The 17,361-nt window shown below is 69.8% G+C and carries 17 protein-coding genes; 6 read left to right on the plus strand and 11 right to left on the minus strand.

The annotated features are described in order from the left end of the window. Positions 1 to 18: 18 nt before the first annotated feature. The 8 genes from OK345_RS15200 to OK345_RS15235 all read right to left on the minus strand — a co-directional run bounded on the left by OK345_RS15200 (position 19) and on the right by OK345_RS15235 (position 4,617). On the minus strand, positions 19 to 471 hold the full coding sequence (locus OK345_RS15200) for a hypothetical protein (protein WP_265128846.1): 453 nt from the start codon (positions 469 to 471) through the stop codon (positions 19 to 21). Further along, on the minus strand, positions 422 to 670 hold the full coding sequence (locus OK345_RS15205; RefSeq protein WP_265128847.1) for an FAD assembly factor SdhE: 249 nt from the start codon (positions 668 to 670) through the stop codon (positions 422 to 424). The genes OK345_RS15200 and OK345_RS15205 overlap by 50 nt, the downstream gene beginning before the upstream one ends. 132 nt (positions 671 to 802) lie before the next feature. Continuing rightward, positions 803 to 1,588 carry a succinate dehydrogenase iron-sulfur subunit gene (locus tag OK345_RS15210; RefSeq protein ID WP_265128848.1) on the minus strand — a complete coding sequence of 262 codons (786 nt, stop codon included), beginning with the start codon at positions 1,586 to 1,588 and terminating at the stop codon, positions 803 to 805. A 16-nt stretch (positions 1,589 to 1,604) separates the two neighbouring features. Further along, entirely contained in the window at positions 1,605 to 1,805 is a 201-nt protein-coding gene (locus OK345_RS15215; protein ID WP_265128849.1) for a hypothetical protein, read from the minus strand. A 12-nt stretch (positions 1,806 to 1,817) separates the two neighbouring features. Then, a complete protein-coding gene (sdhA, locus tag OK345_RS15220) occupies positions 1,818 to 3,608 on the minus strand; it encodes a succinate dehydrogenase flavoprotein subunit (RefSeq protein WP_265128850.1) in 1,791 nt (596 codons plus the stop codon). A 6-nt stretch (positions 3,609 to 3,614) separates the two neighbouring features. After that, on the minus strand, positions 3,615 to 3,998 hold the full coding sequence (sdhD, locus tag OK345_RS15225; RefSeq protein WP_265128852.1) for a succinate dehydrogenase, hydrophobic membrane anchor protein: 384 nt from the start codon (positions 3,996 to 3,998) through the stop codon (positions 3,615 to 3,617). Beyond that, positions 3,995 to 4,387 (minus strand): succinate dehydrogenase, cytochrome b556 subunit, encoded by a 393-nt coding sequence (gene sdhC, locus OK345_RS15230; protein WP_265128854.1) that lies wholly within the window; start codon positions 4,385 to 4,387, stop codon positions 3,995 to 3,997. The genes sdhD and sdhC overlap by 4 nt, the downstream gene beginning before the upstream one ends. A gap of 56 nt (positions 4,388 to 4,443) precedes the next feature. Further along, positions 4,444 to 4,617: a DUF1674 domain-containing protein gene (locus OK345_RS15235; protein WP_265128855.1), complete on the minus strand. Its 174-nt coding sequence runs from the start codon at positions 4,615 to 4,617 to the stop codon at positions 4,444 to 4,446. Between the two features lie 39 nt (positions 4,618 to 4,656). Here OK345_RS15235 and ygfZ point away from each other — a divergent pair, with 39 nt between their 5' ends. After that, positions 4,657 to 5,526: a CAF17-like 4Fe-4S cluster assembly/insertion protein YgfZ gene (ygfZ, locus tag OK345_RS15240; protein ID WP_265128856.1), complete on the plus strand. Its 870-nt coding sequence runs from the start codon at positions 4,657 to 4,659 to the stop codon at positions 5,524 to 5,526. Here the strand turns inward: ygfZ and OK345_RS15245 are convergent, their stop codons facing one another. Continuing rightward, entirely contained in the window at positions 5,527 to 6,633 is a 1,107-nt protein-coding gene (locus OK345_RS15245; RefSeq protein WP_265128858.1) for an ABC transporter ATP-binding protein, read from the minus strand. Between the two features lie 342 nt (positions 6,634 to 6,975). On the opposite strand from OK345_RS15245, the gene zwf reads away from it, so the two are divergent. The 5 genes from zwf (at position 6,976) to OK345_RS15270 (ending at position 12,898) form a co-directional block, all read left to right on the plus strand. Continuing rightward, positions 6,976 to 8,418, plus strand: coding sequence for a glucose-6-phosphate dehydrogenase (gene zwf / locus OK345_RS15250; RefSeq protein WP_265154854.1), 1,443 nt, complete (start codon positions 6,976 to 6,978; stop codon positions 8,416 to 8,418). Further along, entirely contained in the window at positions 8,415 to 9,419 is a 1,005-nt protein-coding gene (glk, locus tag OK345_RS15255; RefSeq protein ID WP_265128861.1) for a glucokinase, read from the plus strand. The genes zwf and glk overlap by 4 nt, the downstream gene beginning before the upstream one ends. After that, on the plus strand, positions 9,416 to 10,135 hold the full coding sequence (locus OK345_RS15260) for a 6-phosphogluconolactonase (protein ID WP_265128862.1): 720 nt from the start codon (positions 9,416 to 9,418) through the stop codon (positions 10,133 to 10,135). The genes glk and OK345_RS15260 overlap by 4 nt, the downstream gene beginning before the upstream one ends. Positions 10,136 to 10,259: 124 nt before the next feature. Beyond that, positions 10,260 to 12,173, plus strand: coding sequence for a phosphogluconate dehydratase (gene edd, locus OK345_RS15265; RefSeq protein ID WP_265128863.1), 1,914 nt, complete (start codon positions 10,260 to 10,262; stop codon positions 12,171 to 12,173). Positions 12,174 to 12,238: 65 nt separating this feature from the next. Continuing rightward, positions 12,239 to 12,898, plus strand: coding sequence for a bifunctional 4-hydroxy-2-oxoglutarate aldolase/2-dehydro-3-deoxy-phosphogluconate aldolase (locus OK345_RS15270; protein WP_265128864.1), 660 nt, complete (start codon positions 12,239 to 12,241; stop codon positions 12,896 to 12,898). A 99-nt stretch (positions 12,899 to 12,997) separates the two neighbouring features. On the opposite strand, the gene OK345_RS15275 is transcribed toward OK345_RS15270, so the two are convergent. Together OK345_RS15275 and OK345_RS15280 are read right to left on the minus strand one after the other, a co-directional pair. Further along, positions 12,998 to 16,105, minus strand: coding sequence for a discoidin domain-containing protein (locus tag OK345_RS15275; protein WP_265128881.1), 3,108 nt, complete (start codon positions 16,103 to 16,105; stop codon positions 12,998 to 13,000). A gap of 378 nt (positions 16,106 to 16,483) precedes the next feature. Then, on the minus strand, positions 16,484 to 17,320 hold the full coding sequence (locus OK345_RS15280) for a carbohydrate ABC transporter permease (protein ID WP_265128865.1): 837 nt from the start codon (positions 17,318 to 17,320) through the stop codon (positions 16,484 to 16,486). Positions 17,321 to 17,361 lie beyond the last annotated feature (41 nt).

The raw sequence follows: 17,361 nt of genomic DNA on the forward strand, positions 1-17,361 counted from the left end.
TCAGCCGGTGGATTGCCGCTATGGTGCCACTTGCGGGCGCGCCCGGGAAACACGGCGCGCGTCGATGGCCAGTCGCAGTTCACGTCGCTGCGCCGGTGCCAGCGTATCGGGCCAGAACAGCAGCCATCGGCGACGATCTCCCGCCTCGCGCCAGACGAGCGTGGCCAGCGGCCCGCGCCATTGCACCTCGATCTCCCGCACCGCGACCCCGTCCACCATGGCCGGCGCTTCCCCGGCCGGAATCACGATGCGCAGCGGGCGTCGGCCGCGCTCGCGGCGCAATGTCCAGAGCCCCCAGCCCATCGCGGCCACGACCAGGAGCATGGCCGCGACGCCGTCGATGTCGGACAGGATGATCGCCGGCGGCACCAGCAGCGTCAGCAGCAGCAGGCCCGCCTGCTGCCAACGCGAGGGCCGCCACTCAAGCCGGCAGGGTTCGGATACGTGCGAGCATTTCCGCCAGTTGCGCATCGGGACAGGCCTCATAGCCCATGGACCAGCGCCACAACTTATCGTCCTCGCATTCCAGCAGCCGTAGGAAAACCCCGCGCTCGTCCGCCGGGGCATCGGCCCAGCACCGGTCCAGGTAACGCCCGAACAGCTGGTCCAGTTCGCGCATGCCGCGGCGGCAGCGCCAGCGCAGCTTCTTCAGTTCGGTTGCTTCATCCATCTTCGAGCACCTTGCGATGATGCCGGCGCGCCATGCGCACCTGCCGGAAACGACGACGGCACCGGACCCGAAGGGCGGTGCCGCCGATGCCCGGGCCCGGATCGGGGGCCGCGGCGGGTTGCCGATGCCGGGTCAGGCGCGACGCGCCATCATCAGCTTCTTGATCTCGGCAATGGCCAGCGCCGGGTTCAGCCCCTTCGGGCAGGTGCGGGCGCAGTTCATGATGGTGTGGCAGCGGTACAGCTTGAACGGATCTTCCAGGTCGTCCAGGCGCGCACCGGTGTCCTCGTCGCGCGAATCGATGATCCAGCGGTAGGCCTGCAGCAGGATCGCCGGGCCCAGGTAGCGCTCGCCGTTCCACCAGTAGCTCGGGCAGCTGGTCGAGCAGCACGCACACAGGATGCATTCGTACAGGCCGTCGAGCTTCTTGCGGTCTTCCGGCGACTGCAGGCGCTCGCGGTCGGACGGCGGCGGGGTCTGGGTGCGGATCCACGGCTTGATCGAGGCGTACTGCGCGTAGAAGTGGGTCAGGTCCGGCACCAGGTCCTTGACCACGTCCATGTGCGGCAGCGGGTAGATCGGCACCTCGGCCTTGCCGCAGTCGCTGATCGCGCGGGTGCAGGCCAGAGTGTTGGTGCCGTCGATGTTCATCGCGCACGAACCGCAGATGCCCTCGCGGCAGGAGCGGCGGAAGGTCAGGGTCGGGTCGATCTCGTTCTTGATCTTGATCAGCGCGTCCAGGACCATCGGGCCGCACGCATCGAGGTCGATCTCGTAGGTGTCGGTACGCGGGTTCTGGTCGTCGTCGGGACTCCAGCGATAGACCTTGAAGGTGCGCACGTTCTTGCCGCCGGTCTTGGCGGGGAAGTGCTTGCCCTTTCCGATCTTGGAATTCTTGGGGAGGGAAAACTCGGCCATGGCTGCTCTCGTTGGCTCAGGCGGCTCGCGCGTCCGGGGACGCGTGAATAGCACGATGGATCAGGAAAACGACGTAGGCAATGATCGGAGCGACGGCGCAGGCCAGGGCCCACGCCCGCCGCTCGTTCCACTGCATCGAACGGTCGACCAGCATCCGCAGCGGGAACAGCGACCATGCGGCGATCGCGCCAACCCAGCCCAGATGCATTGCCGACATGTCGCTGCTCTCTCAGTAGACGCGCGGCTTCGGCGGCACCACGTCCACGTCGTTGCTCAACGTGTACATGTGCACCGGACGGTAATCGAAGCTGCACTTGCCCTTGTCGTCGACGGTGACCAGCGTGTGCTTCTGCCAGTTGACGTCGTCGCGGTCCGGATAGTCCTCGTGCGCGTGGGCACCGCGGCTTTCCTTGCGCTGTTCGGCCGAGTTGATGGTGGCCACGGCGTTGAGCAGCAGGTTGTTCAGCTCGTAGGTCTCGATCAGGTCCGAGTTCCACACCAGCGAACGGTCGGAGACCTTGACGTCCTGGAACGAGTCGAACACCTCGGCCATCTTCTGGCAGCCCTCTTCCAGCGTCTTGCTGGTGCGGAACACCGCCGCGTCGGACTGCATGGTGCGCTGCATGCGGTCGCGGATGACCGAGGTCGGGGTGTCGCCGTTGGCGTTGCGCAGCCTGTCCAGCAGGCCCAGCGCCTTGTCGCAGGCGTCGGACGGCAGCTGCTTGTGCGGCGCGCCGGAACGGATGGTCTCGGCGCAGCGGTTGGCCACCGCGCGGCCGAACACCACCAGGTCGAGCAGCGAGTTGGAGCCCAGGCGGTTGGCGCCGTGCACCGACACGCAGGCGGCCTCGCCGATCGCGTACAGGCCCGGCACCACAGCATCGGGGTCGTCGCCGACCTTGCGTACCACTTCGCCGTGGTAGTTGGTCGGGATGCCGCCCATGTTGTAGTGCACGGTCGGGATCACCGGGATCGGCTGCTTGTGCACGTCGACGCCGGCGAAGATCTTGGCGCTCTCGGCGATGCCCGGCAGCTTCTCGTCGATCACGCCCGGGCCCAGGTGGGTCAGGTCGAGCAGGATGTGGTCCTTGTGCTCGCCGACGCCGCGGCCTTCGCGGATCTCGATGGTCATCGAACGCGACACCACGTCGCGCGAGGCCAGGTCCTTGTAGTGCGGTGCGTAGCGCTCCATGAAGCGCTCGCCGTCGCTGTTGCGCAGGATGCCGCCTTCGCCGCGCACGCCCTCGGTGATCAGGCAGCCGGCGCCGTAGATGCCGGTCGGGTGGAACTGCACGAACTCCATGTCCTGCACCGGCAGGCCGGCGCGCATCACCAGGCCGCCGCCGTCGCCGGTACAGGTGTGGGCGGAGGTGGCGCTGAAGTAGGCGCGGCCGTAGCCGCCGGTGGCCAGCACCACGCCGTGGGAACGGAACAGGTGCAGGGTGCCCTCGGCCATGTCCAGCGCCAGCACGCCGCGGCAGACGCCTTCCTCGTCGAAGATCAGGTCGAGCGCGAAGTACTCGATCATGAAACGGGCGTTGTGCGCCAGCGACTGCTGGTACAGCGTGTGCAGCATGGCGTGGCCGGTGCGGTCGGCGGCGGCGCAGGTGCGCTGCGCCGACGGGCCTTCGCCGTACTTGGTGGTCATGCCGCCGAACGGACGCTGGTAGATCTTGCCGTCCTCGGTGCGCGAGAACGGCACGCCGTAGTGCTCCAGCTCGATGATGGCCGGGATGGCTTCACGGCACATGTACTCGATGGCGTCCTGGTCGCCCAGCCAGTCCGAGCCCTTGATGGTGTCGTAGAAGTGGTAGCGCCAGTCGTCCTCGCCCATGTTGCCCAGCGCGGCGGAGATGCCGCCCTGCGCCGCCACGGTGTGCGAGCGGGTCGGGAAGACCTTGGTCAGGCAGACGGTCTGCAGGCCCTTCTGGGCCAGGCCGAAGGTGGCGCGCAGGCCGGCACCGCCGGCGCCGACCACGACCATGTCGCATTTGTGTTCGGTGATCTTGTAAGCGGACATTCTGATTCAGTTCCCAAGCGCGATGCGGGCGACCGCGAAAACGCTGACGATCGCGCCGAGGACGGCGACGAACTTCACCGTGGTCTGCAACGCCAGGGCCAGCAGCGAGTTGTGGATGTAGTCTTCCAGGATCACCTGGATGCCCAGCTGCGCGTGCCAGAACATCGCGACCAGGAAGCCGACCAGCAGCACCGCGTTCCAGGGCTTGGACACCGCCTCGCTGGCGGTGACGTAGTCGGCACCGATCAGGCCCAGCACGAACACCAGGAACCAGATGGTGAGGAACACCAGTGCGGTGGCGGTCAGCCGCTGGTGCACGAAGTGCTCGGTGCCGGACTTGGCGGCACCCAGGCCGCGCACGTTCTTGAGCGGAGTACGGAAACGGCTCATGCGGCACCTCCCATGCACACGTAGATCCACACCAGCGCGGTGATCACCAGGCTGCCGATCACCGACAGCCAGCTGCTGCGCACGAACGTGGAGACTTTGTAGCCGATGGCGAAGTCCTGCACGATGTGGCGGATGCCGTTGCACAGGTGGTAGGCGAAGCACCAGGTCCAGCCGAACAGCACGACCTTGCCGTACCACGCGCTGGCGTGGGTGGTGAAGCAGTTCCAGGATTCGGGGCCCATCATCAGGGCGAGCAGGCCGCCGGCGATGATCAAGGCTCCGACAGACAGAACGATGCCGGTGGCTCGATGCAGGATCGAGGTGGCCATCTGGATCTGCCAGCGATACACCTGCAGGTGCGGGGAAAGGGGGCGTTCTCTGGTCGCCATTCGCTGGGCTCGTTTTCTCGGCTGGGCGGCTCACCGCCGCGTTGGCTCAATGCTGATCAGAAGTCGATGCAGCGTCCGTTTTTCTCCCAATCGCCATATCGCACCGGATCCAGTCCGCCGCGACCACCGATTTCCTTCTGCTCCGTGGGCGGTTCAGGGCGCTCCTGCGCCTCCGGTACCAGCGGAGCTTCGGCTTCGGTTTCGGGAGTGGGGGTTGTTTGGCCTATCATCGTGGGTCTCGCAACGCACAAATTTTAGTCCCCGTTCACGTGCCTGACAACCTGCCCCCCGTTTTCGCCGGTTTTTCCCGGCTGCCGCAGTCGCAGCTGGTGGCGCTTTCCGGCCCCGACGCCCTCGCCTTCGCCCAGGCCCAGTTCGCCAGCGACGTGCTGGCCCTTGCCGACGGCCATTGGCAGTGGAGCGCCTGGCTGACCGCCAAGGGCCGGGTGACCGCGGTGTTCCAGCTGCTGCGCATCGACGACGGGCAACTGCTGCTGGTACTGAACGACGGCCAGGCCGACGATTTCGCCGCGCAGCTGCAGCGCTTCGTGTTCCGCCGCAAGCTGAGCATCGGCCGCCGCGACGACCTGGCCGTCGCCGGCAGCTTCACCGCGCCGGAGCTGGCCACCGGTGCAGCGCTGGCGCAGCTTGCGGACGGAGCGCTCGAACTGGATGCCGGCGGCAACGAGGCGCTGCCGCGCACCCTGCGCCTGGCACCGGCAACCGCGCTGGCCGATGCCAGCGACGCCGACATCGCGCTGGCGTGGCGCCAGTCCGACCTGCGCTACGGGTTGCCGCGGCTCGATCCTTCGCAGCGCGAGCAGTGGACGCCGCAGCAGCTCGGGCTGGACCGGCTGGCCGCCTACAGCGTCAAGAAGGGCTGCTACCCGGGCCAGGAAATCGTGGCCCGCACCCACTTCCTGGGCAAGGCCAAGCGTTCGCTGCAGCTGCTGCAGATCGCCGAGGGCGCCGAGGCCGGCGGCGAGGTCCGCCAGGGCGACGCCGTCATCGGCACCCTTGCCAGCGTTGCCGGCAACCTGGCGCTGGCCGTGCTGCCACTGGAGATCCCGGCCGGGCCGCTGCAGGTCGGCGGCGCCGAGGCAACGCCGCTGCCCCTGCTGGACGGACTGGCGCGCTGATCATGCCGCGCCGGCGGCCGGCTCCAGCCGTTCCTCGCTGTCGCCGTCGAAAAAATGCAGCGCCTGCGGCTGCACCGCCACGCGGATCGACCGCCCCACCGCGGGCAACGCCTGCGGCGCCACCCGCATCACCAGCGGCTGCTCGCCCCTGCGCAGGTTGACGAAGATCTCGTTGCCGACCGGCTCGATGCCGTCGATGTCGGCGGCGAATGCGGACGCGTCGCCAGCGCGGGCCGGCTGCAGGTGCTCCGGGCGCACGCCGACGACGACCTCCCGCTCCAGCCAGCGCGGATCGATCGGCGCGGCCCCCAACGGCACCGCTGCACCGTCGCCCCGCTCCAGCACCACGCCGCCGTCGCCGGAACGCAAACGGCCACGCAGCACGTTCATCGCCGGACTGCCCAGGAACCCGGCCACGAACAGGTTGGCCGGGCGCTGGTACAACGCCATCGGCGTGTCGATCTGCTGGATAACCCCGTCCTTCAGCACCACGATGCGCTGGCCCAGGGTCATCGCCTCGACCTGGTCGTGGGTGACGTAGATCATGGTGGTGCCCAGCTTGCGATGCAGCTGCGCGATCTCGGTGCGCACGCTGTGGCGCAGCTTGGCATCCAGGTTGGACAGCGGCTCGTCGAGCAGGAACACCGCCGGCTCGCGCACCAGCGCGCGGCCCAGCGCCACGCGCTGGCGCTGGCCGCCGGACATCGCCCGCGGCAGCTTGTCCAGCATGCCGGTCAGCCCCAGGGTCCGCGCCGCCTCGTCGACGCGACTGGCGATGGTGGCCTTGTCGTGGCCGCGCAGCTTCAGCCCGAAGGCGAGGTTCTCGGCCACGGTCATGTGCGGATACAGCGCGTAGCTCTGGAACACCATGGCGATGTCGCGATCCTTCGGCACCACGTCGTTGACCACGCGCTCGCCGATGCGCAACGTGCCGGCACTGATCTCCTCCAGCCCGGCCACCATCCGCAGCAGCGTCGACTTGCCGCAACCCGACGGCCCCACCAGCACCATCAACTCGCCGTCGGCCACCTCGAAACTGGCGCCCTGTACCGCTACCTGGCCGTTGTCGTACACCTTGCGGACGCCGTCCAGCTGCACTTTCGCCATTGTCCGATCCCGTTGCCTCTCTCTGCTGCGCGCGCCGGCCAGGCCGGAAACGGATCAATTGCAACCATTCTCGCGGTGCTGGCACCGCATCCGAATACGAATACAGTGTCGGCATTCTGCCACGGCGGCGTTCCAGCATGGCACCATCGAGGATGGCGACGGCGTCGCCGCTGTGCGCGTGGGCAATGCCCGCGCGACGACGGCAACGGCGGGGAATCCGGCCACGTCCGCCATCCGCTGCGGCGGCGCCGGGCGACGCAGGACAAGATGCAGCAAGTACACCCTTGGAACCCAGATAACAGGCGATTGACAACGATGTCACCAGAACCCGAAACTCGAGCCATGCACGACACCCTCCTCCTGTTTGGCGCGACCGGCGATCTGGCCCAACGCTACCTGTTCCCGTCCCTGCTGCGGCTGCTCGGCGACGGCCTGCTCCCCGAGGATTTCCGCGTCCGTGCACTGGCGCTGTCGCCGCACGACACCGAGGCTTTCCGCGAGATCCTGCGCCCGCGCCTGCAGCAGGCGATCCCGCAGGCCAGCCAGGACGACATCCATTCGCTGCTGCAGCGCATCGACTACCGCTCGGTCGATCTGCGCAATCCCGAGTCGGTGGCCGAGGCGGTCAGGGACCTGGCGCACCGCCATTGCGTCAGCTACCTGGCGATCCCGCCGGGACTGTACATCTCCACCTGCGAAGGACTGGCGCTGGGCGGCGCGCTCGCCGCACCGAACCGGCTGATGCTGGAAAAACCGATCGGCTCGGATTCGCGCAGCGCCGAGGAAATCCTCAGGGCGATCGGCGCGCTGATCGACGAGGACCGGGTGTTCCGCCTGGACCACTACCTGGGCAAGGCCGCGGTGCAGAACCTGTTGGCGCTGCGCTTCGGCAACACGCTGCTGGAGGCGGTGTGGAACCGCAACCACATCGAGTCGGTGCACATCCTGGTGGCCGAAAGCGAGGGCGTGGACGGCCGCGACGCCTATTACTCGCGCTCCGGTGCGCTGCGCGACATGGTGCAGAGCCACATCCTGCAGTTGCTGTGCCTGGTGGCGATGGAGCCGCCGGCCTCGCTGGAGGCCGACCGCATCCGCGACGAGAAAGTGAAGGTGCTGCGCGCCCTGCGCCCGCTCGACGCGCGCCATGCCGCACGCGACAGCGTGCGCGGCCGCTACACCGCCGGCACCATCGACGGCCAGCCGGCGCAGGCCTACCAGCCACCGGAAGGCAGCGAGGCCGAGACCTTCGTCGGTGTCACCGCGCACATCGACAACTGGCGCTGGTCGGGGGTGCCGTTCCACCTGTGCACCGGCAAGCGCCTGCCCGAGCGCACCACCCGGGTGGTGGTCACGCTCAAGCCGGTCACCCACTGGCTGTTCGAACGCCCGGACCGCCGCCACGCCGCGCCCAATCGCCTGACCTTCCAGCTGCAGCCGCAGGAGAACATCGAACTGGGGCTGATGAGCTCGCTGGCCGGCCCGGAATGGGGCGCGCTGGAACTGCAGCCGCTGGAACTGGAGCTGTCGGTGCCCACCGGCCTGCATCGCCGCATCGCCTACGAGCGGCTGTTCCTGGACGCCTTCAACGGCAACCACGCGCTGTTCGTGCGCGATGACGAGGTGCGCGCCGCCTGGGCCTGGATCGACAGCATCAGCAGCGCATGGCAGCAAGCCGGACTGCCGCTGCAACCCTACCCCGCCGGGCAATGGGGTCCGGAAACGGCGCATGGCTTTCTGCCGGCCGATTTCGACCACGCCCCGGCGACGCCGCGGAGCGAGGCATGAGCGCGGCCCCGCAGCCGGTGCTGGTCGCCGACATCGGCGGCACCAACGCCCGCTTCGCGCTGGCCGACATCGCCGCGGCCACGCCGCTGGACCCGTCCAGCATCCGCGAGTTCGCCGTGGTCGATTTCCCGTCGCTGGGCGACGCGGCGCGGCACTACCTGGAACAGCTCGGCGCCAGCGCCCGCAGCGGCGTGTTCGCCGTGGCCGGGCGCGTGGACGGCGACGAGGCGCGCATCACCAACCATCCGTGGGTGATCTCGCGCTCGCGCACCGCCGCCATGCTCGGCTTCGACAGCCTGCACCTGATCAACGATTTCGCCGCCCAGGCCATGGCCATCGCCTTGCTGCAGCCCGCGGACGTGGTCCAGATCGGCGGCGCCGTCTGGCAGCCGGGCACGCCCGGGCAGCCGCGCAACTATGGCGTGATCGGCCCTGGCACCGGGTTGGGCGTGGGCGGGCTGATCGTCCGCCACGGCCGCTGCTACCCGCTGGAAACCGAAGGCGGCCACGCCAGTTTCCCGCCGGGCACGCCGGAGGAGATCCGCATCCTGGAGATCCTGTCGCAGCAGTTCGGGCGGGTTTCCAACGAACGCCTGATCTGCGGCCCGGGCCTGGTCAACATCCACCGCGCGCTCAGCGAGATCGCCGGCACCGACCCAGGCCAGCTGCAGCCGGCCGACGTCACCGCCCGTGCCGCACAGGGCGATCCGGTCTCGATGCGGGCGATCGACGTGTTCCTGGCCGTGTTCGGTTCGATCGCCGGCGACCTGGTGCTGGTGCAGGGCGCCTGGGACGGCGTGTTCCTCACCGGCGGGCTGGTGCCGCGGATGCTCGATTCGCTGCAGCACTCCGGCTTCCGCCAGCGCTTCGAGAACAAGGGCCGGTTCTCGCCGATCATGGCGCGGGTGCCGTCGCTGGCGGTGACCCATCCCTGCCCCGGCCTGCTCGGCGCCGCCGCCTACGCCGCCGATGCCGCGCAAGACCAAGGAGCCAGCCGATGACCGCCGCCGCTTCCGACCGCATCATCCTGGTCCGCCATGCCGATGCGGACGAGTGGATCGAGAACGTGGCGGCGGAGATGCGCCGGATCCTGGAACACGAGATCGGCCAGCGCGGCCGCGCGCGCATGCTGCTGTCCGGCGGCACCACGCCGGCGCCGGTGTACCAGGCGCTGGCCGAGCTGCCGCTGGAATGGGACCGGGTCGAGGTCGGGCTGGTGGACGAGCGCTGGCTGTCGCCGCAGGACCGCGACAGCAACGCATGGCTGGTGCGCAACAGCTTCCTCAACCGCGCCGAGGGCGCGCATTTCGACCCGCTGGTGCGGGTCGGCAAGCCGCTGGCCGAATGCGTGCACAGCGCCAACCTGCAGGCCCAGCACAGCCAGCCGCCGTGCCTGGCGGTGCTGGGCATGGGCAACGACGGCCACACCGCCTCGCTGTTCCCCGGCTCGCGCGACCTGCCGCGGGCGCTGGCCAGCCCGCACCCCTATGCCGCGCTCGACGCCACCGGCTGCCCCGTCGCCAACGACTGGCCGCTGCGTATCACCCTGACCCCGCACGGCCTGGCCCAGGCCGGCTCGCGCCTGCTGCTGCTGCGCGGCCAGCAGAAGCTCGACGTGCTGAACGCGGCACTGGAGGTCGGCACCGAGCTGACCCACCCGATACTGGCCGCGGTCGCCGCGCCCGGCAGCCGCCTGCGCGTGCACTGGTGTGCTTGAGCACCCGCACGTCCCCGCGCGGGGACTCGGCCGCGGCCATCGCCGGCAAGAACCCGCATGCCGCCGTGCGGGATTCCATACCAAGGCGGGCATTTCCCCGCCCTCCACTCATAGCCGATAGCCAATGAGCCTGCATCCGAAGATCGAAGCCGTCACCGAACGCATCCGCCGCCGCAGCGCCGCCTCCCGCACCGCCTACCTGGCCGGCATCGAGGAGACGGTGCGCAACGGTCCCAACCGCAAGCCGCTGAGCTGCGCCAACCTGGCGCACGTGTTCGCCGCCTGCGGCGACACCGACAAGTCGCGCCTGCGCGGCGACATCACCCCCAACCTGGGCATCGTCACCGCCTACAACGACATGCTCTCGGCGCACCAGCCGTACGAGCTGTATCCCGAACGCATCCGCGCCCTCGCCCGCCAGCTGGGCGCCACCGCCCAGGTCGCCGGCGGCGTGCCGGCGATGTGCGACGGCGTCACCCAGGGCCGCGGCGGCATGGAGCTGTCGCTGTTCTCGCGCGACGTGATCGCCCAGGCCACCGCGGTCGGCCTGAGCCACGACGCGTTCGACGCCGCGCTGTACCTGGGCATCTGCGACAAGATCGTGCCCGGCCTGCTGATCGGCGCGCTGGCGTTCGGCCACCTGCCGGCGCTGTTCGTGCCGGCCGGGCCGATGCCGGCCGGCATCCCCAACAAGAAGAAGGCCGAGGTGCGCGAGCGCTACGCCGCCGGCGAGGCCACCCGCGAGGAGCTACTGGAGGTGGAGGCGCAGTCCTACCACGCGCCGGGCACCTGCACCTTCTACGGCACCGCCAATTCCAACCAGGTGCTGCTGGAGGCGATGGGCGTGCAGCTGCCGGGCAGCTCGTTCGTCAACCCGGGCACGCCGCTGCGCGCGGCGCTGGACGAAGCCGCGGTGCGGCGGGTGCTGCAGATGACCGCGCTGGGCGACGACTACCGGCCGCTCGGCCGGCTCATCGACGAACGCGCCATCGTCAACGCGGTGGTCGCGCTGATGGCCACCGGCGGTTCCACCAACCACACCATCCACTGGATCGCGGTGGCGCGCGCGGCCGGCATCGTCCTGACCTGGGACGACATGGACCAGATCTCGCAGGTGGTGCCGCTGCTCGCGCGGGTGTACCCGAACGGCGAGGCCGACGTGAACCGCTTCCAGGCCGCCGGCGGCGTGCCGTTCGTGTTCCGCGAGCTGCTCGATGCCGGCCTGATGCACGACCTCGTCACCGTGGCGCCGGGCGGCATGCGCGAATTCGCCCGCGAACCGCGGCTGGACGACGGCGCGCTCTCCTCCGTCCCCGCGGCGGCGGTGTCGGCCGACGAGTCGGTGGTGCGCACCGTGGCGGCGCCGTTCGAGGCCCAGGGCGGGCTGCGCCTGCTGCGCGGCAACATCGGCCGCGGCCTGATCAAGCTGTCGGCGGTCAAGCCCGAGCACCGCTTCGTCGAGGCGCCGGCGGTGGTGGTCGACGCGCCGCAGAAACTCAACAAGCTGCATGCCGCCGGCGTGCTGCCGCGGGACTTCGTCGCCGTGGTCACCTACCAGGGCCCGCGCGCCAACGGCATGCCGGAACTGCACTCGCTCGCCCCGCTGCTGGGCATGCTGCAGAACCAGGGCCGGCGCGTGGCGCTGGTCACCGACGGCCGCCTGTCCGGCGCTTCCGGCAAGATCCCGGCGGCGATCCATGTCACCCCGGAAGCCGCGCGCGGCGGCCCGATCGGCAAGGTCCGCGACGGCGACCTGCTGCGCCTGGACAGCGAATCGGGCGTGCTGCAGGTGCTGGTGGAGGAAGCCGAATGGAACGCGCGCGACTGCGCCGCCAACACCTCGCGCCCCGGACACGACCTCGGCCGCAACCTGTTCGCGTTCAGTCGCGCGATGGTCGGCCCGGCCGACCAGGGCGCGATCTCGATCTCCTGCGGCCCTCCGGACCACGACGGCGGCATCTGGGACTACGACGCCGAATACGAACTGGGCGACACCCCGGCGGCCGCGCTCGCGCCGCACGAGTCCAAGGACGCCTGACCCTTGCCATCGCTTCCCGCAGCCCGGTCCAGCGCCGCGCCGCGGTCATCCACCGAAGGAGTTCCATGAGCATCGCCCAGCACCAGAACCGCGCCGAACAGTTGCTGCACGCCGCCGGCATCCTGCCGGTACTCACCGTGCACACCCTCGAGCAGGCCCGCCGCGTTTCCGCCGCCCTGCTCGAAGGCGGGCTGCCGGCGATCGAGCTGACCCTGCGCACCCCGGTCGCGATCGAGGCGCTGGCGCTGCTCAAGCGCGAACTGCCGGACGTGGTGGTCGGCGCCGGAACGGTGCTGGATGTGCAGCAGATGCAGCAGGCGATCGATGCCGGCGCCGATTTCCTGGTTACGCCCGGCACCCCGGCGCACATGGCCGAGGCGCTGGCGCAGGCACCGCTGCCGGTAGTGCCCGGCGCCGCCACCCCGACCGAGCTGCTGGCGCTGATGCACCGCGGCTTCCGTGTCTGCAAGCTGTTCCCGGCCTCGGCCGTGGGCGGGCTGGCGATGCTCAAGGGGCTGGCCGGACCGCTGGCCGACCTCAAGCTGTGCCCCACCGGCGGCATCGGCGAGGCCACCGCCGCCGACTACCTGGCGCAGCCGAACGTGGTCTGCATCGGCGGTTCGTGGATGGTGCCCGGCGACTGGATCGACAACGGCCAGTGGGACAAGGTACGCGACAGCGCCGCCAACGCCGCCGCCATCGTGCGCCGGGTCCGCGCCGGCTGAGTCCATGCAGCAGCACTGTAGGAGCGACGTCAGTCGCGACGGGGCCTTACCGATAGAACCCTGTCGCGACTGACGTCGCTCCTACAGATGCCGGGGGACTCATGGCCGCCGGGCGCGTTCGGCGCGGCGCAGCGCCGCCGGCAGTTCGATCTCCACCGTCGCCGGCAACTGCAGCAATCGCAATTCACCGCCCAACCACTGCGCCGGCTCGCCGTTGACCCTGGTCGCGCCGGGCACGCCTTCGTAGGGCCACGGCAGCACCAGGCCGCCGGCCGGCAGCGTCAGGCCCTCGCCCACGCTCAGCTTCAGCTGGCGGTCGCTGCGGCTGAGCGTGTAGCCCAGCGGGCCGTGCGTGGTGCGCAGCCGCTCGATCGCGATGCCCTCGCCGGCCAGCCATGCACTGGGCACGCCCGCGGCCAGCACGATGCTGTCGTCCACCTCGCGCTCGTAGGCGAACATGTCCAGCGCCGAACGCACGAAGTCCGAGGCCACCCAGGCATGCGGCAGGTCGCCGACGAAGAACGGCTGGCGCGGCGTGTGCGACACCACCTCGGCCCACTGGTTCCACGCCACCGGCGCACGGTCGGCGAGGAAGAACCGCGCCGCCTCCCAGGCCCGTTCGCGCCAGCCCAGGCGCACGAACGCGCCGACGTTGCGCCATTCGTACGGGGTGTAGTCCTTCCACCCGCGCTGGCCGTCGCGGCGCGCGACGAACTGCGTCCAGTAGCGTTCGAAGGTGTTGTCCAGGTACGGCTGCGGCAACCGCCCCTGCTCGCCGCCCGGCGCCAGCGCGATGGTGGTCGAGGTGGGATCGAAGTCGCCCAGCTCCGCCGCGCCCGGCAGGTAGTCGATGCCGTGCTGGCGCACCGCCGCGCGCAGCGAATCCTGCAGGTCGGCGTGGAACTGGTCGCGCGAGGCGGTCATGCCGGCGAGCACCTCCTCCTTGCCCAGCGCGCTGGCGATCTCCACCGCATCCTTGTAGCCGCGCAGCGCCCAGAAGTTGTCCCAGTACGAGTGCATCGGCTTGGCCGAATAGCCCTCGTGGCTGATCGAGGCCGGCATCATCCCGTAGAAGGCCGGGTTGCGCATGAAGTTCTCTTCGCTGCGCTCGCTCTGGCGCAGCTGCTCCATGTAGCCGAACGCCGCCTGCACGTGCGGCCACATCCGCTCCAGGAACGCGCTGTCGCCGGTATGGCGCCAGTACTCGGCGATGTTGAAGATCAGCTCGCCGTGGCTGTCGTTCTCCGGCACCGGGTCGCTGCCGCGCGCATCCACGCAGCACGGCACCATGCCGTTGTCGAACTGGTACGGCGCATACCAGTCCACGTACTGGCGCACCGCATCGGCGCGTCCCAGCCGCAGCAGCCCCTCGGAGATCATCGCGCCGTCGCGGATCCAGCTGCGCGCATAGGAGCGCGTGCCCGGCTGCAGGCTCGGCCCCACCCGCGAGATCAGCATGTGTGCCAGCGCCGTGCGCAGGCTGTCGGCCAGCGCCTGCCCTTCCTCGGGTACCCGCAGGCGCACGCGGTCGAGCTTGCCGCGCCACATCGACGCCACCTGCTGCTGCGCCTTCTCGGCGTCGAACGCCGCCGACATCTGCCACGCCCCGGTCTGCGGCAGCACCAGCGCCACCTCGCGGCTCTCGCCCGGGGCCAGCGTCCAGCGGTAGAGCATCGCGCCGGACGCCAGCCCGGTCGCGTCCCTGACCTCGCGCGTGGGCGGCGGCTGCGCATCGCCCAGGTGGGTGACCTCCAGCTTGCTGTCGAACGCGCTGGCGAACGCCGCGTCCGGCGCCTGCGCGGCGTGGATGCGCGGCCGGCCGTTGACCTCGACGCGGTTGCCGTCGAAGGACAGATTGTCGATGCGGCTGACGCCGCCGACGGTATTGAGGAACTGGCTGGGCGGATTGACCTGGAACGGACGCACCGCCAGCGCCAGCGTGTAGTCGTGCGGCGCCGTGTCCGGGTTGTGCAGCCGGTAGCGCGCCACCAGTTGCGCCTGCTCCGGGCTGCCCTGCACGAAGCCGGTCACCTGCAGCCGCAACCGTTCGTGCCGCCACTCCACGGTCGGGATCGGCAGGTAGCGGTCCTGCAGGCTCTGGCTCGTGGCCACGTCGGCCCAGCCCAGGGTCTTGCCGTCGACCACCACGAACGGCTCGACGCTGAAATCGCCCTTGCCCGGCTCGATCGCGCCATCCTCGCCGATCAGGCCCTGCTCGCGCCCGCCGTCCAGGCCCAGCAGCGTCCAGTACGGCTGTTCGCCGCTGAAGCCGCGCGGCAGCGCACCGCGCGGCAGCTCGCGCGCGATGGACTTGACGAAGTCGTTGGGCGTGGCGGCGAACTCCAGCGGCTTGAGGCTGATGTCCTTGATGCCGTAGCGCCAGTTCGGCCCATCCACCAGGTCGAAGCGCAGGTAGCGCGCCTCGGTCTCCGGCAGCGCCAGCCAGTCGCGGCCGCCGCCGCCGGCCACCACCTCGCGCAGCTTGCGCCAGTCGCGTCCGTCGATGGAGGCCTTGACCACGTAGCGCGAAGCTTCCAGCCTCGGCATCCACTGGATCACCGCGCCGCCGAATTCGCGCACCTTGCCCAGGTCCAGGCTGATGGTCTGCTGCTTGACCCCGCCGCTGATCCAGAAGGTGTCGGGACGGCCGTCGGCGATGCGCTGCTGCAAGGCGGTGGCGGTGTCGGCGATCACCGTGGCGGTCAGCGCCGAGCCGTCCACCGGCGGCAGCGGCTCCATCCTCAGCTTGTCGAAGCACACCGTGCCCTTGCCGCCGACCTTGCTGTAGATGGTGAACTCCACCGCGGCGCTGCGCCGCAGCTGCGGGTCCGGGTCCGGCCCCCAGGCCTTCTCCACGTGCCGCTTGCGCCAGGACACCGGCGTCCAGCCCTTCGGGAACGAATAGCCGGGCCGGTTGACCCACCACACGTTGTCGCCGCTGGCGTCGATCAGCTTGAACTGCAGGTCGTTGGCCGGCGAGTCGCCGCGCAGCTCGAAACCGAGCCGGTAGTTCTCCGGATAGGCGATGTCCAGCCTGCGGCGCAACCCGGCATAGCCGGAGACATTGTGGAAGTTGTAGTCCAGGCACAGCGCGCGGCCGCCGCCGCTGCCCGCCACCGGGCGCAGCGAACCGCTGACCTGGTTGGACACCACCAGCTGCCAGGCCGAGGGATCGTTGAAATCGTCGAGCACGGTGGCCGACGCCATGGGCGCACCGCCCGACAGCAGCAAGCCGGCCAGCAACCACGCACCGATACCCGTTTTCATCGACTGGACCTCATTCCAACTCCGCGATCATCGCCGGATTCTCGCAAAACGCGGCGTTGCCTGCGCCGGTGTGGCGCGCCATGCCAAGCGGCGGCAACCTTGGCGCGTGGCGACGCGTTCACCTCGGTGGCGCCTCGCTTCCCCGCGGCGCGGCCGGGCGTTCGCGGCAGCGCGAGGCAGTGGCTCGCAAGCTCCCACGTCCTCATTATTCATGTTGCCATCCATGGCGCGACATCGCTGGCTCCGGAAACTCCTGCCCGGCCATCCGTGGCCGGGCGTTCGCCGGCGCGCGAGGCAGTGCCTCGCAAGCGCGCCGGCTCACCCCTTCACGCTCCCCAGCAGCAGGCCCTGGATGTAGTAGCGCTGCAGCAGCAGGAACAGCAGCAGCACCGGCACCACCGTCACCACCGCGCCGGCCATCATCATCTCCACGTCCATGATGTGTTCGCGCGACAGCGCGGCCAGCGCCACCGGCAGGGTGTAGTGCTCCTGGTCGGTCAGCACGATCAGCGGCCACATGAAGTCGTTCCAGGCGGCCATGAAGGTGAAGATGGCCAGCGTCACCAGCACCGGCTTGAGCATCGGCAGCACGATCCAGAAGAAGATCCGCAGCTCGCCGGCGCCGTCGATGCGCGCCGCCTCCAGCAGCTCGTCCGGGATCGAGCGCGCGTACTGGCGCACCAGGAAGATGCCGAACACGCCGGCCAGCGCCGGCACGATCACCCCGCCGAAGCTGTTGACCAGCCCCAGCTGCTTCATCAGCAGGAACAACGGCAGCATCGCCACCTGCGCCGGGATCACCAGCGCCGCCAGCAGCAGCTGGAACAGCCGCTCGCGCCCGGCGAAACGCAGCTTGGCGAAGGCGTAGCCGGCCATGGTGTTGAGCAGCAGCGAACCCGCGGTGATCGACAGCGACACCAGCAGGCTGTTGAGGAAATTGCGGGCCATGCCGGTGCGCGCGAACAGTTCCTGGTAGTTCGCGGCGCTCAGCGCCGAGGGCAGCAGCGGCGGCGGGAAGCGCGAGGCCTCGCCGGCCGGCATGAACGATACCGACAGCATCCACAGCAGCGGCGCCAGGCTGACCGCGGCCAGCGCCAGCAGTGCGCCGTGCACCCACCAGCCATGCCAGCGCGACTGGCCGATCTCGCGGCTCATGGAAAAGAGTCCGCGCACATGGCTGTGCGCTGCTTTTGCGT

Source organism: Xanthomonas chitinilytica (assembly GCF_026107455.2).
In the GTDB taxonomy this organism is placed as follows: domain Bacteria; phylum Pseudomonadota; class Gammaproteobacteria; order Xanthomonadales; family Xanthomonadaceae; genus Stenotrophomonas; species Stenotrophomonas chitinilytica.